16 protein-coding genes are annotated in these 18,568 nt (G+C 66.9%); 12 read left to right on the top strand and 4 right to left on the bottom strand.

The genetic code is table 11. The features are described from left to right. Positions 1-10: 10 nt before the first annotated feature. Complete coding sequence (nusA, locus tag BLTE_RS14685; RefSeq protein WP_126401398.1) at positions 11-1,642, bottom strand: transcription termination factor NusA; 1,632 nt, start codon at positions 1,640-1,642, stop codon at positions 11-13. Further along, positions 1,642-2,298, bottom strand: a complete 657-nt coding sequence (gene rimP / locus BLTE_RS14680; RefSeq protein ID WP_126401397.1) for a ribosome maturation factor RimP — start codon at positions 2,296-2,298, stop codon at positions 1,642-1,644. Before rimP ends, nusA begins: the two co-directional genes overlap by 1 nt. A gap of 619 nt (positions 2,299-2,917) precedes the next feature. Here rimP and BLTE_RS14675 point away from each other — a divergent pair. Then, positions 2,918-3,445, top strand: a complete 528-nt coding sequence (locus BLTE_RS14675) for a septal ring lytic transglycosylase RlpA family protein (RefSeq protein ID WP_244600006.1) — start codon at positions 2,918-2,920, stop codon at positions 3,443-3,445. Positions 3,446-3,864: 419 nt separating this feature from the next. Further along, positions 3,865-4,971, top strand: coding sequence for a putative bifunctional lysylphosphatidylglycerol flippase/synthetase (locus BLTE_RS14670; RefSeq protein ID WP_126401395.1), 1,107 nt, complete (start codon positions 3,865-3,867; stop codon positions 4,969-4,971). Positions 4,972-5,020: 49 nt separating this feature from the next. Here the strand turns inward: BLTE_RS14670 and BLTE_RS14665 are convergent, their stop codons facing one another. After that, positions 5,021-5,605: a hypothetical protein gene (locus BLTE_RS14665; RefSeq protein ID WP_126401394.1), complete on the bottom strand. Its 585-nt coding sequence runs from the start codon at positions 5,603-5,605 to the stop codon at positions 5,021-5,023. 373 nt (positions 5,606-5,978) lie between these two features. On the opposite strand from BLTE_RS14665, the gene BLTE_RS14660 reads away from it, so the two are divergent. The 7 genes from BLTE_RS14660 (at position 5,979) to phoB (ending at position 14,180) form a co-directional block, all read left to right on the top strand. Beyond that, positions 5,979-7,352 carry an ATP-binding protein gene (locus tag BLTE_RS14660; protein WP_126401393.1) on the top strand — a complete coding sequence of 458 codons (1,374 nt, stop codon included), beginning with the start codon at positions 5,979-5,981 and terminating at the stop codon, positions 7,350-7,352. A 139-nt stretch (positions 7,353-7,491) separates the two neighbouring features. Further along, entirely contained in the window at positions 7,492-8,544 is a 1,053-nt protein-coding gene (locus tag BLTE_RS14655) for a PstS family phosphate ABC transporter substrate-binding protein (RefSeq protein WP_126402229.1), read from the top strand. A gap of 126 nt (positions 8,545-8,670) precedes the next feature. After that, positions 8,671-10,038, top strand: a complete 1,368-nt coding sequence (pstC, locus tag BLTE_RS14650) for a phosphate ABC transporter permease subunit PstC (protein ID WP_126401392.1) — start codon at positions 8,671-8,673, stop codon at positions 10,036-10,038. Beyond that, on the top strand, positions 10,031-11,863 hold the full coding sequence (gene pstA / locus BLTE_RS18755) for a phosphate ABC transporter permease PstA (RefSeq protein WP_126401391.1): 1,833 nt from the start codon (positions 10,031-10,033) through the stop codon (positions 11,861-11,863). The genes pstC and pstA overlap by 8 nt, the downstream gene beginning before the upstream one ends. A 55-nt stretch (positions 11,864-11,918) precedes the next feature. Further along, complete coding sequence (pstB, locus tag BLTE_RS14640; RefSeq protein ID WP_280177369.1) at positions 11,919-12,710, top strand: phosphate ABC transporter ATP-binding protein PstB; 792 nt, start codon at positions 11,919-11,921, stop codon at positions 12,708-12,710. 16 nt (positions 12,711-12,726) lie between these two features. Continuing rightward, complete coding sequence (phoU, locus tag BLTE_RS14635; RefSeq protein ID WP_126402228.1) at positions 12,727-13,446, top strand: phosphate signaling complex protein PhoU; 720 nt, start codon at positions 12,727-12,729, stop codon at positions 13,444-13,446. A gap of 32 nt (positions 13,447-13,478) precedes the next feature. Continuing rightward, positions 13,479-14,180: a phosphate regulon transcriptional regulator PhoB gene (gene phoB, locus BLTE_RS14630; protein WP_126401389.1), complete on the top strand. Its 702-nt coding sequence runs from the start codon at positions 13,479-13,481 to the stop codon at positions 14,178-14,180. Between the two features lie 263 nt (positions 14,181-14,443). On the opposite strand, the gene BLTE_RS14625 is transcribed toward phoB, so the two are convergent. After that, positions 14,444-14,962, bottom strand: coding sequence for a GcrA family cell cycle regulator (locus BLTE_RS14625; RefSeq protein ID WP_162499901.1), 519 nt, complete (start codon positions 14,960-14,962; stop codon positions 14,444-14,446). Positions 14,963-15,353: 391 nt separating this feature from the next. Here BLTE_RS14625 and BLTE_RS14620 point away from each other — a divergent pair, with 391 nt between their 5' ends. From BLTE_RS14620 to BLTE_RS14610, 3 genes are read left to right on the top strand one after another with little or no spacing between them, the layout of a single operon-like run. Continuing rightward, positions 15,354-16,577, top strand: a complete 1,224-nt coding sequence (locus tag BLTE_RS14620; RefSeq protein WP_342211496.1) for an aspartate aminotransferase family protein — start codon at positions 15,354-15,356, stop codon at positions 16,575-16,577. Further along, a complete protein-coding gene (argF, locus tag BLTE_RS14615) occupies positions 16,574-17,512 on the top strand; it encodes an ornithine carbamoyltransferase (RefSeq protein WP_126401386.1) in 939 nt (312 codons plus the stop codon). Before BLTE_RS14620 ends, argF begins: the two co-directional genes overlap by 4 nt. Beyond that, positions 17,509-18,495, top strand: coding sequence for an Hsp33 family molecular chaperone (locus BLTE_RS14610; RefSeq protein WP_126401385.1), 987 nt, complete (start codon positions 17,509-17,511; stop codon positions 18,493-18,495). The genes argF and BLTE_RS14610 overlap by 4 nt, the downstream gene beginning before the upstream one ends. Positions 18,496-18,568: the final 73 nt, after the last annotated feature.

Raw genomic sequence — 18,568 nt, 5'->3', positions numbered from 1 at the left:
GCGCTCTCCGTCACGCCTCCGGCGCGCCGGAGGCGGCTTCGGCTTCGGCCTCGGCCTCGTCCGCCGCTTCGGGCTCGGGCTTGGCGAGGTCGGCCTCGGTGATCCAGCCGGCCTTCAAGCGGGCCTGCATGATCAGCGTCTCGGCATCCTCGCGCGTCAGATCGAAGCCGTCGAGCGCGCCCGGCGTGTGGACGCTCTCGCCGTCCTGGCGCTCGGTGTAGCCGAGGAGGTCGTCGGTGGCGCAGCCGGCGAGGTCCTCGACCGTCTTGATGCCGGCCTTACCGAGCGCCACCAGCATCTTGGTGGTGACGCCGGGCACCTCGCGAACGGCATCCTCGACCCCCAGCGCCGTGCGCTCGGCGTCGAGCTCGGCCTCGACGCGGGCGAGATAGTCGCGGGCGCGGGTCTGCAGCTCGGTCGCGGTCTCCTCGTCGAAGCCCTCGATGCCGGCCAGTTCCTCGACCGGCACATAGGCCAGTTCCTCGACCGAGTTGAAGCCCTCGGACGACAGAAGCTGGCCGACCATCTCGTCGACGTCGAGCGCCTCCATGAACGCCTGGGTGCGGGCGGCGAACTCCTTCTGGCGCCGCTCGGACTCCTCCTGCTCGGTGAGGATGTCGATGTCCCAGCCGGTGAGCTGGGAGGCGAGGCGGACGTTCTGGCCGCGGCGGCCGATGGCCAGCGACAGCTGCTGGTCGGGCACCACCACCTCGATGCGCTCGCGGTCCTCGTCGAGCACCACCTTGACCACCTCGGCCGGCGCCAGCGCATTGACGATGAAGGTGGCGAAGTCCGGGTTCCAGGGGATGATGTCGACCTTCTCGCCCTGCAGCTCGTTGACCACCGCCTGCACGCGCGAGCCGCGCATGCCGACGCAGGCGCCGACCGGATCGACCGAGGAATCGCGCGAGGACACCGCGATCTTGGCGCGGGAGCCGGGGTCGCGCGCCACCGCCTTCACCTCGACGATGCCGTCGTAGATTTCCGGCACCTCCTGGGCGAACAGCTTGGCCATGAACTGCGGGTGGGTGCGGGACAGGAAGATCTGCGGGCCGCGGGCCTCGCGCCGCACGTCGTAGACGAAGGCGCGCACCCGGTCGCCATTGCGGAACACCTCGCGCGGCAGCAGTTCGTCGCGGCGGATGATGCCCTCGCCGCGGCCGAGATCGACGATGACGTTGCCGTACTCGACGCGCTTGACCACGCCGTTGACGATCTCGCCGATGCGGTCCTTGAATTCCTGGTACTGGCGGTCGCGCTCGGCCTCGCGCACCTTCTGCACGATCACCTGCTTGGCCGACTGGGCGGCGATGCGGCCATATTCGAGCGGCGGCAGCGTCTCGGCGATGTAGTCGCCGACCTGGGCCGCCGGGTTCTTGCGCCGGGCTTCCTCGACCGCGATCTGGGTGGCGTCGTTGTCGACCTGATCGACGACCAGCAGGAGGCGCGACAGCCGGAGCTCGCCGGTCCTGGGATTGATCTCGGCGCGCACCTCGGTCTCGCTGCCGTAGCGCGAGCGGGCGGCCTTCTGGATCGCATCCTCCATCGCCGCGATGACGATGGAGCGGTCGATCACCTTCTCACGCGCCACGGCGTCGGCGATCTGCAACAACTCCAGCCTATTGGCGCTGACCGTCGCCATCAGTGGGTCTCCTTGCGTTTGAATCGCCCGGGGCCGCGGCGCGGCGCCCGGTCGGCGTCGTTGGAAAGAACGGGCTCGTCGGCCGACGGTTCATCCGGCTCGTCGGCGCGTCCCCGTTTCAGGGCGTCCGCAATCAGCTCGTCGGTCAGCACCAGCCGCGCCTCGCCGATCTCGTCGATCGGCAGCAGCGCCTCCGCCGGCTCTTCCGCGCCGGCGTCGCTGCGCTCCAGCCGCACCGCGTCGCCCTCCAGCCCCTTGATCAGGCCGTGAAAGCGCTTGCGGCCGCGCGCCTGCGGCAGGCGCATCTCGATCTTGGCGACGTGGCCGGCCCAGCGGGCGAAATCGCTGCGGCGCACCAGCGGCCGGTCGATGCCGGGCGAGGATACCTCCAGATGGTAGGCGCCCTCGATCGGGTCGTCGACGTCGAGCGCCGGCGAGATCGCCTGGCTCGCCGCCTCGCAATCGTCGATGGTCATCGTGCCGTCCGGCCGTTCGGCCATGATCTGCACGGTCTTGCCGGCCATGCCGGAGATGCGCACGCGCACAAGCCGGAGGCCGATGCCGCCCAGCACCGGCTCGACGATGGCGGCCACGCGCGCGGCCAGCCCCTGCTCCGTGGCGAAACGCGGCTCATCGGCCGCGGCGATCACACTCATTGCTGCTCCCGCGGGCCGCCATACCGCAGGTAATAAAAAAGAGCGGGTCCCGGGGCGGGGCCCACTCTCAACTGCGGCCGATCAGGCCCGGATGAGAATCCATAACGGACCGCGCCAATATGCCGGAAACGGCCAGCCGGTGCAAGTTGCCAGTACGTCGCCGCCAGCGCCGCAGCCTCAACTTGCAGCCTCGCCCCGCACCGGCGGGCTGGCCGCGCCCCCGCCCGCTCCGGGCGGCCCTCCCACGGTTTCGCCCCAAACCAGGTCGGCAAGACGATACGGCCGCAAGCCCTGCGCGCCGGGCGTCGAGTGATGAGAACCTGCAGGCTCCGGCGTCCCGCGTCCCGAACAGGCCGGATGGGGATAAGTCCATTGTGGATGATCCTGGGATCTGCAGCCGGAACGAGAGATTCGCAATGGAATAGCTGCCGGGTTTTCACGAAAAACGATTTAGAATGAATGATGTTATGCCTGATATGTGAAAACTCATAGATGACATGATTGTTCCATGGTTATGCCCAAGGCTTCGAATAATGGTCAAATTCATAGGGATATTGCCCGGGCATCCGCTGGTTTGGAAGAAAACCATGGTGAACTATCGAGTATAGGAGAGAAGCTGTTGCTTAGACGGACAGGAGCGTTGCTGAAGGTCTCCGGTGTTCTTGCGGCCCTGGCTGCGTCCGGCAGCGTCGTCGCCCCCGGCATGGCCGCGGCGAGCGTCGAGGGGTGGAGCGCCAAGACGCAATCTGCCAAGACGCAACCCGCCAAGCCGCAAACGACACAGCAAACGACCAAGACGCAGGTCGCCAAGTCTCAGCCGGCCGCGGGCGAACGCGCAGACGCCGACAGCGGCCGCAAGGCGCAGGGCGGCCAGCGCGGCGTCGCCTCCTACTACTGGCAGGACCAGCGCACCGCCAATGGCGAGCGCTTCAACCCCAACGCTCTCACCGCCGCCCACCGCACCCTGCCGCTCGGCACGGTGGTGCGCGTCACCAATCACCGCAATGGCAACTCGGTCCGCGTCCGCATCAATGATCGCGGACCCTATGTGCGCGGCCGGGTGATCGACTTGTCGCGGGCCGCGGCCCAGCGCATCGGCATGATCTCGGCGGGCCTCGCCCCGGTCACCGTCCAGGTCGTCGACTGATACGGTTTCCGGCCTTCAAGGCCGGAGAACCGTAATTCGGTCGCCGAAAATCCCGTTATCGAACAGAGGATTTTCCGCGAGGCCGTTTCCGGTATCCCGAAGGGATCAACCGGAAACCGTATGACAAGACGGTGAACTGATCCGATCGATCGGGCGAAGGCCCGGCCCGCGGGCCGGGCCTTCATCCTGCGATCGCCGCCTCCTGGCCGAACGACGATTTCCGGCGGGATGGCCGTCCGGGGATGGCGACGGGACCGCCGGACGTTGGGTCATGCGCCCGCAGGCGTCCGCCGAGCGAGGCGGCCGACGGGTGCTGCAAAATTGATGTTCTCGACCCGGCGCGGCTCTGCTACCCAGACGGCCGGCTTGTCCGGACGTGGGTGCGGGCAGTTTCGCGTGGACCGCAGCGGGGAGAGAGCATGGCCGGCAGTTTGTTGAGTCGAGTCGGCCATCTGCTGCGTAACCGGATCGGCTGGCACCGCCTCGGGCTCTTCCTGTCGGTGCTCATTCTCGGCATTGCCTGCTACGTGCTGTGGAAGATGCTGCACGGCATCAACTTCGCCGAGGTGGGCGAGGCGTTCACCAGCAAGCCGGTGCATGCGCTGCTGCTGGCCGGGCTGTTCGTCGTGCTCGGCTATTTCACGCTCACCTTCTATGACTGGTTCGGCCTGCACACCATCGGCAAGGGTCACATCCCCTACCGGGTGGCGGCGCTGGCCGGCTTCTCCAGCTATTCGATCGGCCACAATGTCGGCGCCACGGTGTTCACCGGCGGCACCGTGCGCTATCGCCTCTATTCGGGCTGGGGCCTGAATCTGCTCGACGTCGCACGGCTGGCCTTCGTCGCCGGCCTCACCTTCTGGCTCGGCAACATCACCGTGCTGGGCATCGGCATCTTCATCCATCCCGAGGCCGCCTCGGCGGTGGATCAGCTTCCGCCGGTGGTCAATCGCATCATCGCCGTCGCCGCGCTGTGCGGGCTGGTGGCCTATGTGATCTGGATCGGCCGCAAGCCGCGCATCTATGGCCGCGGCAGCTGGTACGTCACGCTGCCGGCGCGCGGCCCGACGCTGCTGCAGATCGTCATCGGCGTGGTCGATCTCACCTGCTGCGCGCTGGCGATGTTCGTGCTGATGCCGGATCACCCCGACGCCGACTTCATCACCGTGGCGGTGGTGTTCATCACCGCGACCCTGCTCGGCTTCGCCAGCCACACCCCCGGCGGCATCGGCGTGTTCGATGCCGCCATGCTGGTGGCCTTCACCAGCGGCAAGTGGGGCGTGCCGGTGTTCGACAAGGAGCAGCTCCTGGCTTCGCTCCTGCTGTTTCGGGTGTTCTACTATCTGATGCCGTTCGCCGTCGCTTTGGTGCTGCTGGCGGCGCGCGAGATCTGGCTGGGCGGCTTCCGCGGCCTGCGCGACGCGCTGTCGTTCCGGAGCGCCGGCGCCGGTGCCTCCGACGAGACCAATGCAGCGACCAATGCCGGCTGCCCCGGCAAGCGGGACGGCGCTGCGCCCGGGGCTTGAGGCCGTTTCCGGTTGACCCCGAAGCGATCGTCCAAAGACCGGATCGCGGTCAGCGTGCCGGCAGAGCGGGCCGCGGCGCGCCGGGCTGCGGCATCGGCAGGCGCATCACCGGCACGTCGCGCGGCATGCGCAGATCGTCTGGGTTCTGGGCGCCGCGCGTCAGGCCGGTGATCTCGAACACGGTCTGGGGCTTGCCGCCGACCACCGCGTCGGTGCGCAGCGCGATGCCGTCGGACGTGATGCAGGAGCGTACCGGCTCCTCGGGGCGGTTGGTCTCGATGCGCCAGATGTCGCAGGGCTCGCCGGCCACCGTGTCGCGTCCCTCGCGCACGCCGGTGCCGATCATCGCGCCATAACCGGCCTGATCGGCAAGGTTGACCTCCATCGCCATCGGGCCGGCCGGGGTCGAGGCCACCATCAGCGCCTTGCGGGTCGCGAGGTCGAAATAGCCGGTCATCGGCATCGGCGCGCCTGGAATGGCCATGTCGGTGCGCAGCATGCCGCCATGGTGGCGGATGGTCAGCGTGCCGCCGCCGATGAAGGTGCCCTGGGCGGCGAAATCGACGCTCGGCAGCGGCAGCGGTTCGGCGGCGACGGCCGCCGCCGGCCAGAGCGCAAGCAGGGTGAGAAGCATGTGGCCAACCGGCCTCTGGCCGAACCGCATCGTCGAAGCCTCCAGGGTGTCTTGGCACCCGATATGAAATCCGGCGCGTCCGGTTCCGGGGTCACGAAGGGATCACCCGGAGGGCGCATGATACGAAATCCGGCCGATCAAGCCGGAGCCTCGCAGTCCGTTCGCCGAAAACCCCTTTCCGAACAGGGGGGCGGCGAAATCGCTTCCGGCATCCCGGGGGGATCGACCGGAAACCGCATGATTCGCCGCACGCCGGACCGGAGAGAGGCCATGCGGGGCGGCCGGATCGGCGGGCGAACCATGCGCGGTTGCGCGCCGGCCGTGGTTGGCGCCGGCCGGTCCTCGGGTTATGCACCAGATCGGGCGGATCACCATGAGTTTTCGCGACCAGTCCGACGCCGCCGACTTCGCCGGCCTGGATCTTCCGGGGCGTCTGGTGGCGGCGCGCCGGATTCTCGCCGCTGCGGCGCTCGCCGCGGCTGGCGGCGTCGCCCTCGGCGGGCTCGATCCGCTGGTCGCGGTCGCCGGCTTCGCCCTGGTGACGGCTGCTGCCGCGCTGCCCGGCCGCCGCCGGCTGGGTCCGGCCGCCATCCTGCGCCCGCCCGCCCCGAACGGCCGCCTCCAGAATGGGCGCGCCCGGGACGAGCGCGTCCAGGACGACCGGCTCGGTCATCTGGTGGCGGCGCTGCCCGAGCCGGCGATGCTGGTCGACCGGCGCGCCCGGGTGCTGGCGGCCAATTCGCGGGTCGAGGTGGCGATCGGCCCGGCGCGCATCGGCGAGCCGCTGACCCTGACGCTGCGCGTTCCGGAGGTGCTGGAGGCGGTGCGCGCGGTGGCCGGCGGCGCCGCTGCGCGCCGTGTCGAGTTCCAGGCCCGCATTCCGGTCGATCGCTGGTACGAGGCCCACGTCGCCCCAGTCCGCTTCTCGGCCGAAGAGGCGGCGGCGCCGGGATTGCCGGACGTGGTGCTGGTCTTGCTGCGCGATCTTACCCAGCAGCGCCGGCTGGAGCAGATGCGAGCCGATTTCGTCGCCAATGCCAGCCATGAGCTGCGCACGCCGCTCGCCTCGCTGTCCGGCTTCATCGAGACCATCCAGGGGCCGGCCCGCAACGACACGGCCGCGCGCGAGCGCTTCCTCGTCATCATGGCCGAGCAGGCCAAGCGCATGTCGCGGCTGATCGACGACCTGCTGTCGCTGTCGCGCATCGAGCTCAATCTGCATATCCGGCCCGACACCCGGGTCGATCTCGTGCACGTCTTGCGCGAGGTGATGGACGCGCTCGCGCCGCTGGCGCTCGACCGCGGCATCGAGCTGCGGCTGGCCGAGCAGGCCGCCGCCCTGCCGGTGCAGGGCGACCGCGACGAGCTGATCCGCGTCTTCGAGAATCTGGTCGAGAACGCGTTGAAATACGGCGGCTCGGAGCGGGGCGTCGATGTCGTCTGTGCCGAGGCGGCGCGCGAGGATGGCAGCCGCGAGGCGGTGGTGTCGGTGATCGATTACGGCCCCGGCATCGCGCCCGAGCACCTGCCGCGCCTGACCGAGCGCTTCTACCGCGTGGATGTGCCGCGCAGCCGCGAGCAGGGCGGCACCGGCCTCGGGCTGGCCATCGTCAAGCACATCGTCAATCGCCATCGCGGCCGCCTGTCGATCGCCAGCGAGGCCGGCAAGGGCACGATCTTTGCGGTCCGGATGGGTTTGGCGCAAGTTCTGCCGGAGTCGGAAAAGATAGACCGATCAATGTCATGACACGTCATACAGCCTTCATGTAAGAGTCATACAAGCGTGCCGGCGGACCTGTAGCACTGTCCGCGCCCGATTGAGCTTGTGCCCGTTGTCGCTTTTGCAGACGTTCTCGGGGCTGGGCTCGCAACCAAGGAGATTTCTCGTGAAGCTCACGACTCTCGCCAGCGCGGTTGCGCTCGCGGCGGCCGGTGCGTTCGTGTCCGGCGCGGCCGAAGCGCGCGACCAGATCCGTATCGTTGGTTCGTCGACTGTCTATCCGTTCACGACAACCGTGGCGGAACAGTTCGGAAAGACTTCCGGCAACAAAACGCCGGTCGTCGAATCGACCGGTACCGGCGGTGGCATGAAGCTGTTCTGCGCCGGCGTTGGCGTCGAGCATCCCGACGCGACCAACGCCTCGCGCCGCATGAAGAAGTCCGAATTCGAGCAGTGCCAGAAGAACGGCGTCGAGGGCATCGTCGAGATCAATATCGGCTTCGATGGCCTCACGGTTGCTCAGTCGAAGCAGGGCACGCCGGTCAACCTCACCTTGCCGCAGCTTCTGCTCGCGGTCGCCAAAGAGGTGCCTGGCCCGGATGGCAAGCTCATCGCCAACCCGTACAAGAACTGGTCGGACATCGACAAGTCGCTGCCCAACACCAAGATCGAGATTCTCGGCCCGCCGCCGACCTCGGGCACCCGCGATTCGTTCCACGAGTTGCTGCTTGAAAAGGGCGCCGAGCAGATCCCGGAACTCGCGGCGCTCAAGAAGACCGACAGCAAGGCGTTCGACAAGGTCTGGAAGACGCTGCGTGAAGACGGCGCCTATGTCGAGGCGGGCGAAAACGACAACGTGATCGTTGCCAAGCTCGAGGCCAACAAGAACGCCTTCGGCGTGTTCGGCTTCTCCTTCCTCGAGGAAAACTCCGCGAAGCTGCGCGGCGTGCCGCTCAATGGCGTCGCTCCCGAGTTCGATGCCATCACGGCCGGCAAGTACGTCGGTGCTCGCCGCATGTACGTCTATGTCAAGAAGGCGCATGTCGGCGTGATCCCGGGACTTGATGCGTTCGTCGCCGAATACGTGTCGAACAAGGCGCTCGGCGAGGACGGCTATCTCGGCAAGAAGGGGCTGGTGACGCTGCCCAAGAGCGAGTTGGAGCAGGTCCGCAAGGGCGCTGCCGACATGACTCCGATGACAGCCGATCCGCTGCACTGATTAAGTCCGCGGCCGGCCCTGAGGGCCGGCCGCGGTTCCGTCCGCAAGTCTCGGCTTTGGGCCCGTCTCGGCTTTGGCTCGCGGTTGGGTGAAAAGTTCAATGTGTCGCAAGGGAGTGGTGCGGCCATGTACGGTATCTATTTCGCTGGCCTCATCCTTCTGATCGTGCTCGGCTACATTCGCGGCCGCAATCGCGCGATGAAATCTGCCGACACACGCGACAACCATTCCCGTCCGATTTATCACGGTGCGTTTGTTGCCATCGCAGCCCTTGTGCCGCTGATCGCGGTGTTCGTGATCGGCGTGCCGGTTTCCCGACACATTGTCGAAACGCAGGCGATCGAGACGCTCGATCCATCCATCGTGAACGACGATCTCAGGCGAGGTGCTGCTTTGCGGGACATTCGCGCTGTTGTCTCCGGAAATTACCGGGGTGTTGCATCTCCCGAACTCGTGCGTGCGGCCGATGCTTACCAAACGCTCGACAATCTCGCGAACAGTCTCATTCTGGGCTCCGGATTCGTTCTCGGTCTCTTGGGAATTTCAGTTGCCCTCCAAAAGATATCGGCGAGCTTCCGTGCCCGAAACATGGTGGAGCGTTTCGTCCAAATTATACTTTTTTTCTGTGCGGTGATCGCGATACTGACCACGATCGGTATCGTTTTTTCAGTCTTGTTTGAGACTTTCAGATTTTTCCAACGCGTGCCGGTGCTCGATTTTCTGTTCGGGCTGCAATGGAGCCCGCAAACGGCGATTCGTGCCGATCAGGTCGGCTCTTCGGGTGCCTTCGGCATCGTTCCTCTCGTCACCGGAACCTTTCTGATCACGTTCATCGCCATTCTCATTGCCGGTCCGATAGGTCTGTTTTCGGCGATATACCTCGCGGAGTACGCGACACCTCGCTTCCGGGCAGTCGCAAAGCCGATTCTGGAAATCCTTGCCGGCATTCCGACGGTGGTGCTCGGCTTCTTCGCGGCGCTATCGCTGGCGCCGCTGATCCGCGAACTCGGCGAGGGCGCGGGTCTCGACGTCGCTTCGGAGAGCGCGCTCGCCGCTGGTATGGTGATGGGAATGATGATCATTCCGTTCATCTCCTCGCTCTCGGACGACGTCATCAACGCCGTGCCGCAGTCGCTGCGCGACGGATCCTATGCACTCGGCGCAACGCGTTCCGAGACGGTCAAGAAGGTCGTGCTTCCGGCCGCGTTCGCCGGCATCGTGTCGGCCTTCATGCTCGCCATCAGCCGTGCGGTCGGCGAGACGATGATCGTGGTGATGGCCGCCGGGTTGGCCGGAAACCTCACCTTCAATCCGCTCGAAGCGGTGACCACCTTCACCGTCCAGATCAAGACGATCCTGGTCGGCGATCAGGAGTTCGACAGCGCCAAGACGCTGGCGGCCTTTGCCCTCGGCTTCGTGCTGTTTTTCTTCACGCTGGCCCTCAACGTCTTCGCCATGCAGTTGATCAAGAGATATCGAGAGCAGTATGACTGACCTCGCGTTACCCCGTTCCACCGGCCTTGATACCACCTCAGAGGCGGCGAAAGCGCGGACCCGTGCGCGCCATCGCAGGGAGTTCCGTTTTCGCCTCTACGGCATTGTGGCGATCGCGATGACCACGCTGTTTCTGGCCGTGGTGCTGGGAGACATTCTTGTAAAGGGTCTGCCGGCCTTCACCCAGCATGAATTGATGCTGGAGGTGAACGTGGCGCGGGAGGATGTCGATCCCCAAGCCACCGGTCGACCGGAGACGATCCGGGCGGGCGATTTCCATAAGCTCGTCCGTGATGCGTTGCGGCGCGAGTTTCCCGAGGTGACGGACCGGGCCGGTCGGCGTCTCCTTGATGGGCTGTTGTCCAATGGGGCGTCCGACGTTCTGCGCGATCGGGTCGTCGCAAACCCCGGATTGGTCGGCGAGACGGTGCGGGTGCCGGTCCGACTTTCCGCCAATGCCGATCTCTACTTCAAGGGCATCGGTACCGAAATCACCCGTCACATCGGCAACGGCGTGGCCACGCCGAGTGGGACGACGGGTGAGATAACGATTTCTGTCGGAGCCAATGCGTTCGCTGAAGACCTCGGTCTGATCAAGAAACACGTGCAGCGCCAAGCCCGTGCGCTGCGTCGCGAAGCGAACAGGCTGCGTCAGAGTGTCGAGGAAGTCGAGGTCCATAAGTCCGAGCGGAACCGTGCGCTCCTCGCGGCACCCGGCGACTCCAGCAAAAAGGCTCTCGAATCCGAGATCAAAGATCTCGAGTCCGAGATCCAAAGCTTGTCGCAGAAGGCGCAGGATCTGGAGACCGAAGCGGCGGAGCTTCAGCGACGGTTCGACGGCTTGGCGGTGAACGAGCAAATCGGCGCGTTGCTCCCGTCTTTGCTCGTGGCGATCAATGGCGGCCTTGTGAAGGTCAAGGAACTGGGCAGTTCCGACGTCAGGGGCGACGTGCTGAAGCCGCTGGACTCAGCCGATGCGGCTGAATCCGGAGCGTGGCAAATCATCATCTACGAGACACCGGAGTCCAATCGCCGCGTTTCCGACCGCGAGGTCGCGTGGATGGAGCGTTTGAAGGAACGGGGGCTGGTTATAAATGCCTTCAATTGGTCGTTCTTCACCTCTGGCGACAGCCGCGAACCCGAACTCGCGGGCATCCGAGGCGCCCTCACCGGAACGGCGCTGACACTTTTCGTGACGCTCATATTGTGCCTGCCGATCGGGGTCGCCGCCGCTGTCTATCTTGAAGAGTTCGCGCCGAAGAATACGTTGACGGAGATCATGGAAGTCAACATCAACAATCTCGCAGCCGTGCCTTCGATCGTCTTCGGCTTGCTGGGCCTTGCGATGTTCTTGAACTTCTTCGGCCTGCCGCGCTCGGCGCCTCTGGTCGGCGGCCTCGTCCTCGCACTGCTGGTGTTGCCGACGATCATCATCGCGGCGCGCGCCGCACTCAAGGCAGTGCCGCCCTCAATCAAGGAGGCGGCTCTTGGTGTCGGAGCCTCCCACCAGCAGGCGGTTTTTCACCACGTTCTTCCTCTGGCCATGCCGGGTATCATGACCGGCACGATTATTGGCATGGCCCACGCGCTCGGTGAGACAGCTCCGCTGCTGATGATCGGAATGGTCGCATTCATTGTGGAGGTTCCCGGCGGCATCACCGATGCGGCGACGGTGCTTCCCGTGCAGATCTATCTCTGGTCGGATCTTCCCGAGATCGGTTTTCAGGCGAAGACAGCGGCGGCCATCATCGTGCTTCTGGCTTTTCTGTTCGTCATGAACGGCGCTGCGATCGTCATGCGCAGACGTTTTGAGCGGCGCTGGTGAGCCGCAGCCATCCATTTGGAGTGTTATGATGACTACAATGCCGACTCTCGAAACAATGACCGCCGGTGCGGCCGAGCCTCAGTTGGAGCGCCCGGCCAAAGTCATTGCCCGGAACGTCAATGTCTATTACGGCGACAAGCAGGCGCTCAAGGACGTCTCGCTCGACATCGAGGCCCGCTCGGTGACCTCGTTCATCGGACCCTCGGGGTGTGGAAAGTCGACCTTTCTGCGCTGCATCAACCGGATGAATGACACGATCGCCGGCTGCCGCGTCACCGGCCGGATCGAGATCGATTCCCAAGACATCTACGATCCGGCGCTCGACGTCGTTCACCTGCGCGCCCGTGTCGGCATGGTGTTCCAGAAGCCCAATCCGTTCCCCAAGTCGATCTTCGAGAACGTCGCCTATGGTCCGCGCATCCACGGGCTCGCCCGCACCAAGGCCGAGCTGGAGGAGATCGTCATCGGCTCGCTGCAGAAGGCGGGGCTGTTCGAAGAGGTCAAGGACCGGCTCGACGACCCCGGCACCGGCCTGTCCGGCGGCCAGCAGCAGCGCCTGTGCATTGCCCGCGCCATTGCGGTGTCGCCCGAAGTGATCCTGATGGACGAGCCCTGCTCGGCGCTCGACCCGATCGCCACCGCCAAGGTCGAGGAACTGATCGACGAGCTGCGCGAGAACTACACCATCATCATCGTCACGCATTCGATGCAGCAGGCGGCGCGCGTGTCGCAGCGCACGGCCTTCTTCCATCTCGGCGTGGTGGTCGAGGACGGGCTCACGGACAGCATCTTCACCAATCCGAAGGACCGCCGCACCCTCGACTACATCACCGGCCGGTTCGGCTGAGGAACGAGCGAACATGATCACCGACCACACCGTGCGCGCCTACGACACCGAACTCATCGAGCTGCGCCAGCGCATCGCCGAAATGGGCGGCCTCGCCGAGAAGATGCTGTCGGACGCCATGCAGTCCCTGCTCAAGCGCGACACCACGCTGGCGCAGACCGCGATCATCGCCGACCGCCGGCTCGACCTGCTGCAGCGCGAGGTCGAGGACAAGGCGGTGCTGACCATCGCCAAGCGCCAGCCGATGGCCTCGGACCTGCGCGAGATCATCTCGGCGATGCGGCTCGCCAGCGACATCGAGCGCATCGGCGATCTCGCCAAGAACATCGCCAAGCGGGTGGTGGCGATGAATGGCGAATACCCGCCGCTCAAGGTGGTGTTCGGCGCCGTCAACCTGTCTACGCTGGTGCTGGCCCAGCTCAAGGACGTGCTCGACGCCTATTCGCGGCGCGACCTCGAACTGGCGACGCAGGTGTGGAAGCGCGACGACGAGGTCGACGCCCTCTACACCTCGCTGTTCCGGGAGCTCCTCACCTACATGATGGAGGATCCCCGCAACATCACCTTCTGCACCCACCTTCTGTTCTGCGCCAAGAACATCGAGCGGATCGGCGACCACGCGACCAACATCGCCGAGACCGCCCACTATCTGATCACCGGGGAGCTGCTGCCGGTCGAACGGCCCAAGGCCGACACGACCACGCTCAGTCCCAATCAAGTGGCGGTGGAGACGTGACCCTCGAACACACCCCGCATGGTCCCCGGACGATGGGTACCAAGATTCTCATCGTCGAGGACGAGGAGCCGCTGACGCTCCTCCTGCGCTACAATCTTGAAGTTGAAGGCTACGAGGTCGATGCCGTCGCCCGCGGCGACGAGGCCGAGACACTGCTGCGCGAGCGGCTGCCCGACCTCGTGCTGCTCGACTGGATGCTGCCGGGCCTGTCCGGCATCGAGCTGTGCCGGCGCCTCAGGGCACGGCCGGAGACGCAGCGCCTGCCGGTGATCATGCTCACCGCCCGCGGCGAGGAATCCGAGCGGGTGCGCGGCCTCGCCACCGGCGCCGACGACTACATCACCAAGCCGTTCTCGGTGCCGGAGCTGATCGCCCGCATCCGCGCATTGCTGCGCCGCGCCAAGCCGGAGCACATCGCCATGCTCCTGCGCTATGGCGATCTGGAGCTCGATCGCGAAACCCGCCGCGTCCATCGCGCCGGCCGCGAGATTCATCTCGGCCCCACCGAGTTCCGCCTGCTGGAATTCCTGATGCAGTCGCCCGGCCGCGTCTTCACCCGCGAGCAGCTGCTCGACGGCGTGTGGGGTCACGACGTCTATATCGACGAGCGCACGGTGGACGTTCATGTCGGCCGGCTGCGCAAGGCGATCAACCGCGGCCGCGAGCCGGACCCGATCCGCACGGTGCGCGGCGCCGGCTATTCCTTCAACGAGCTGTTCGCCCGCAATTCGTGAAGCGCGGTCCGGTTCGGGGCCGGCTTCATGCGGCTTCCGGCCGATCCGCCTTCATCCCATCCGCCTGCGATCCGAAGTCCGATCGCCGAAAATCCCGTTGTCGAACGAGGGGGGCGGCGATCCCGGACTTCGTCGGGTGTCATATGGTTTCCGGTTGATCCCTTCGGGATACCGGCAACGGTCTCGCCGAAAAATCCTTGAACCGATGAGGATTTTTCGGCGATCGGAATTCGGTTTTCCGGCTTGATCGGCCGGAAACCGTATCAGCCCACGCGCCGGTCGCGCCGGCGGTCGGCCACCGGCTGGTAGGCGATGCGCGCGTGGAAGGAACAATAGGGCAGGCCGGAGATCGCCCGTCCGCCGCAATAGGAGAAGTCGGGCCTTCCCGGCTCGCCGATCGGCCAGCGGCATGTGGCCTCGTTCAGTTCGAGGATCGAGCAGCGCTGGCCGATGGGCACGACGTTCTCGACCGGCTCGGTCGCCAGCTCCGTCTCGACCTCGGGAACCTCCTCGGGGGCGACCCGCGGCGCCAGCACCACATTGCCGCGGACGAAGCCGTTCTGCCGGGGCGCCGGCGCCGGGGTGCGCTGCTTGCGCGAGCGCGGCGCGGCCGCCGTAGCCGTCTTGGCGCGGCCCGACAGGCCGAGCCGGTGGACCTTTCCGATCACCGCGTTGCGGGTGATCCCGCCAAGTTCCGCCGCGATCTGGCTGGCCGAAAGGCCATCCGCCCACAGCTTCTTGAGTTGTTCGATCCGCTCGTCGTTCCACGACATGGTCGTCAGCCTCTCGTCCGGGGTCGCGTCACCTCGCCTGTGGCAGAATCCTTCCCCCTGCCGAGCCCATAGGGGTTCGGCCAAACGCGCCACATCACTCAGGGGAACAGCCGCCGCAGACGAGATGTCGTATCAGGCAAGGCAGAGGCTACATATGCGTTGACTCGCCGACAAGAGTCTGCCGGACTCGCGACTCATTTTCCCCAAAAAACGCCCCGCCGGACCGCAACAATCCCGATGAGTGTGGCGCGGTTGACACACGGCCCTTCGGGGGTACTATCTAGCGCGAATGTGCCGCCCCGCGGGGCGGCACGTTTCGTTTACTGCCCTCTTTCTGCCCGTTCCGCCTCGCGCTCCGGCATCAAGCCCCATCCGGCGCGAGCGTGTCGGAGAGGTGCCCGTGACTGCCGAGCCCGTGACGTCGAACGCCCCGTCCGCCCTGCTGCCGACCTATGCCCGCGCAGACCTCGCCTTCGCCCGCGGCGAGGGTGCGTGGCTGACCGCGCTCGACGGGCAGCGATATCTCGATTTCGGCAGCGGCGTCGCCGTCGTCTCGCTCGGGCACGCCCATCCGCATCTGGTGGCGGCGCTCACCGAGCAGGCGTCGCGGCTGTGGCACGTCTCCAATCTCTATCGCATTCCCGAAGGTGAGCGGCTGGCTGCGCGCCTCGTCGCGGCCACCTTCGCCGATCTGGTGTTCTTCACCAATTCCGGCGCCGAGGCGCTGGAGTGCGCCATCAAGACCGCCCGCAAGTATCACGCCAGCGGCGGCCAGCCGGAGCGCTACCGGCTGATCACCTTCGAGGGCGCGTTCCACGGCCGCACGCTGGCCACCATCGCCGCCGGCGGCCAGAAGAAATATCTCGATGGGTTCGGCCCGCCGGTCGACGGCTTCGATCAGGTGCCGTTCGGCGACCTCGACGCCGTGCGCGCGGCGATCGGCCCGGCCACCGCCGGAATCCTGGTCGAGCCGGTCCAGGGCGAGGGCGGCGTGCGGCCGCTGCCGCCGCAGACGCTCCGGGCGCTGCGCCAGATCTGCGACGAGACCGGCCTGCTCCTGGTGCTCGACGAGGTGCAGACCGGCGTCGGCCGCACCGGCAAGCTGTTCGCCCACGAATGGGCCGGCATCACCCCCGACATCATGGCGATCGCCAAGGGCATCGGCGGCGGCTTCCCGATGGGGGCGTGCCTCGCCACGTCCGAGGCCGCCCGCGGCATGACCGCCGGCACCCATGGCTCGACCTTCGGGGGCAATCCGCTGGCCATGGCGGTGGGCAATGCGGTGCTCGACATCGTGCTGGCCGACGGCTTCCTGGAGCAGGTGCGCGAGACCGCGCTGCGGCTCAAGCAGCGCCTCGCCGAGTTGAAGGACCGCCATCCCGCGATCATCGACGAGGTGCGCGGCGAAGGGCTGCTGCTCGGCCTGCGCCCGACCGTCCCCAACACCGAGATGCAGGCGGCATTGCGCGCCGAGAAGCTGTTGACGGTGGCGGCCGGCGACAATGTCGTGCGGCTCCTGCCGCCTTTGATCATCGGCGAGGCCGAGATTGCCGCCGCCATCGACGCGATCGACCGGGCGTGCGTGCGGCTTGCCGCCGCCCCGCAGGCGGGAGCCGCGGCATGAGCAGCAACGGCGCCCCCCGGCATTTTCTCGATCTCGACCAGCTTCCGGCCTCGGAGCTGCGCCGCATTCTCGACCACGGCGTCGAGATGAAGCGCGCCCGCGCCGCCGGTGCCCGCGCCAAGGGGCCGTTCGAGGGCCGCATCCTGGCGATGATCTTCGACAAGCCGTCGACCCGCACCCGCGTGTCGTTCGACGTGGCGATGCGCCAGCTCGGCGGCGAAACCATCATGCTCACCGGCGCCGAGATGCAGCTCGGCCGCGGCGAGAGCATCGCCGACACCGCGCGCGTGCTGTCGCGCTATGTCGATGCGATCATGATCCGCACCCTCGACCATGAGGCGGTGATGGAGCTGGCGCACTATGCCACCATCCCGGTCATCAACGGCCTCACCCGCCTGTCGCATCCCTGCCAGGTGATGGCCGACGTCATGACCTTCGAGGAGCGCAAGGGGCCGATCCGCGACCGCACGGTGGCCTGGAGCGGCGACGCCAACAATGTGCTGGCCTCGTGGATCCACGCCGCCGAGCGCTTCGATTTCTCGCTGCGGGTGGCGACGCCGCCGGAGCTGGCGCCGCGCCCCGCCATGACCGAGTTCGTGCAGCGCACCGGCGCCCGCGTCAGCTTCGGCCATGATCCGGAAGCCGCGGTGCGCGGCGTCGATTGCGTGCTGACCGACACCTGGGTGTCGATGGGCGACCGCGAGAGCGCCCGCCGCCACAACATGCTGAAATCCTTCCAGGTCAATGCGCAGCTGATGGCGCTGGCGGCGCCGGATGCGATCTTTATGCACTGCCTGCCGGCCCATCGCGGCGAGGAGGTCACCGACGAGGTGATGGACGGGCCGCAGTCGGCGGTGTTCGACGAGGCCGAGAACCGGCTGCACGCCCAGAAGAGCATCCTCGCCTGGTGCCTCGACAGCGGGACGGCGGCATGAGCGGGGACGTTCGCGAGCGCCTGCCCGACGACAACGCCGGGCAGGACCGCATCACGCCGTTCCAGGTCGAGGGGCTGGATGTCCGCGGCCGCATCGTCACCCTCGGTCCGGCGGTCGATGCCATGATCGCCGGCCACGGCTACCCTGAGCCGGTGTCGCGCGTGCTCGGCGAGGCGGTGGCGCTGGGGGCGCTGCTCGGCGCCTCGCTCAAGTTCGAGGGCCGCTTCATCCTCCAGACCCAGACCGACGGCCCGGTGCGGATGCTGGTGGTCGATTTCGAGAGCCCGAACAAGGTGCGCGCCTGCGCCCGCTTCGATGCCGCGGCGGTGGCGGCGGCCGAGGACGTGCGGCCGGCGGCGCTGCTGGGCCGCGGCCACCTCGCCATGACCATCGACCAGGGGTCGGACATGGCCCGCTATCAGGGCGTGGTCGAGCTGTCGGGGCAGGGGCTGGAAGCTGCCGCCCACCAGTATTTCGCCCAGTCGGAGCAGATCCCCACCTTCGTGCGTCTGGCGGTCGCCGAAGAGATGTCGGCGACCGGGCAGGGCACGCGGCGAAGCTGGCGGGCCGGCGGCCTGCTGGTGCAGTTCATGCCCAAGGATCCGGCCCGGCTGGCGCGCGCCGATCTCGACCCCGGCGATGCGCCCGAGGGCACCGCCCCGCACGAGGTGGCGGAGGATGACGCCTGGGTGGAGGCGCGCACGCTGGCCGCCACCGTCGAGGACCACGAGCTGGTCGATCCCGGCCTGTCGTCGGAGCGGCTGCTGTGGCGGCTGTTCAACGAGCGCGGCGTGCGGGTGTTCGAACCGCAGCCGGTGACCAATTTCTGCCGCTGCTCGCAGGAGGCCATCCGCGACATGCTGTCCCGTTTCCCGCTGGATGACCGCGCCCACATGGTCGAGGACGGCAGGATCACGGTGACGTGCGAATTCTGCTCCACCCGCTACGTCGTTCTGCCCGAGGACATCGGTCTGCCGGGCTGAGCCGCCACCGTCCGCGTCCCGCGCGTGCGGGCTCGCTCCGTCCGCGCAGGATTTCGGGCAAGCGTTCGGGCAA

This window comes from Blastochloris tepida (genome assembly GCF_003966715.1).
GTDB classification, from domain to species: Bacteria; Pseudomonadota; Alphaproteobacteria; order Rhizobiales; family Xanthobacteraceae; genus Blastochloris; species Blastochloris tepida.
The sequence above is the reverse complement of the archived record's forward strand: the minus strand, read 5'-3'. Positions and strand labels throughout refer to the sequence as shown.

What these genes read in the sequence shown, in the direction of transcription:
- nusA (WP_126401398.1), bottom strand. Translation starts at nt 1,642, where the DNA reads ATGGCGACGGTCAGCGCCAATAGGCTGGAGTTGTTGCAGATCGCCGAC.
- rimP (WP_126401397.1), bottom strand. Translation starts at nt 2,298, where the DNA reads ATGAGTGTGATCGCCGCGGCCGATGAGCCGCGTTTCGCCACGGAGCAG.
- BLTE_RS14670 (WP_126401395.1), top strand. Translation starts at nt 3,865, where the DNA reads ATGGCCGGCAGTTTGTTGAGTCGAGTCGGCCATCTGCTGCGTAACCGG.
- BLTE_RS14665 (WP_126401394.1), bottom strand. Translation starts at nt 5,605, where the DNA reads ATGCTTCTCACCCTGCTTGCGCTCTGGCCGGCGGCGGCCGTCGCCGCC.
- BLTE_RS14660 (WP_126401393.1), top strand. Translation starts at nt 5,979, where the DNA reads ATGAGTTTTCGCGACCAGTCCGACGCCGCCGACTTCGCCGGCCTGGAT.
- pstC (WP_126401392.1), top strand. Translation starts at nt 8,671, where the DNA reads ATGTACGGTATCTATTTCGCTGGCCTCATCCTTCTGATCGTGCTCGGC.
- pstA (WP_126401391.1), top strand. Translation starts at nt 10,031, where the DNA reads ATGACTGACCTCGCGTTACCCCGTTCCACCGGCCTTGATACCACCTCA.
- pstB (WP_280177369.1), top strand. Translation starts at nt 11,919, where the DNA reads ATGACCGCCGGTGCGGCCGAGCCTCAGTTGGAGCGCCCGGCCAAAGTC.
- phoB (WP_126401389.1), top strand. Translation starts at nt 13,479, where the DNA reads ATGGGTACCAAGATTCTCATCGTCGAGGACGAGGAGCCGCTGACGCTC.
- argF (WP_126401386.1), top strand. Translation starts at nt 16,574, where the DNA reads ATGAGCAGCAACGGCGCCCCCCGGCATTTTCTCGATCTCGACCAGCTT.
- BLTE_RS14610 (WP_126401385.1), top strand. Translation starts at nt 17,509, where the DNA reads ATGAGCGGGGACGTTCGCGAGCGCCTGCCCGACGACAACGCCGGGCAG.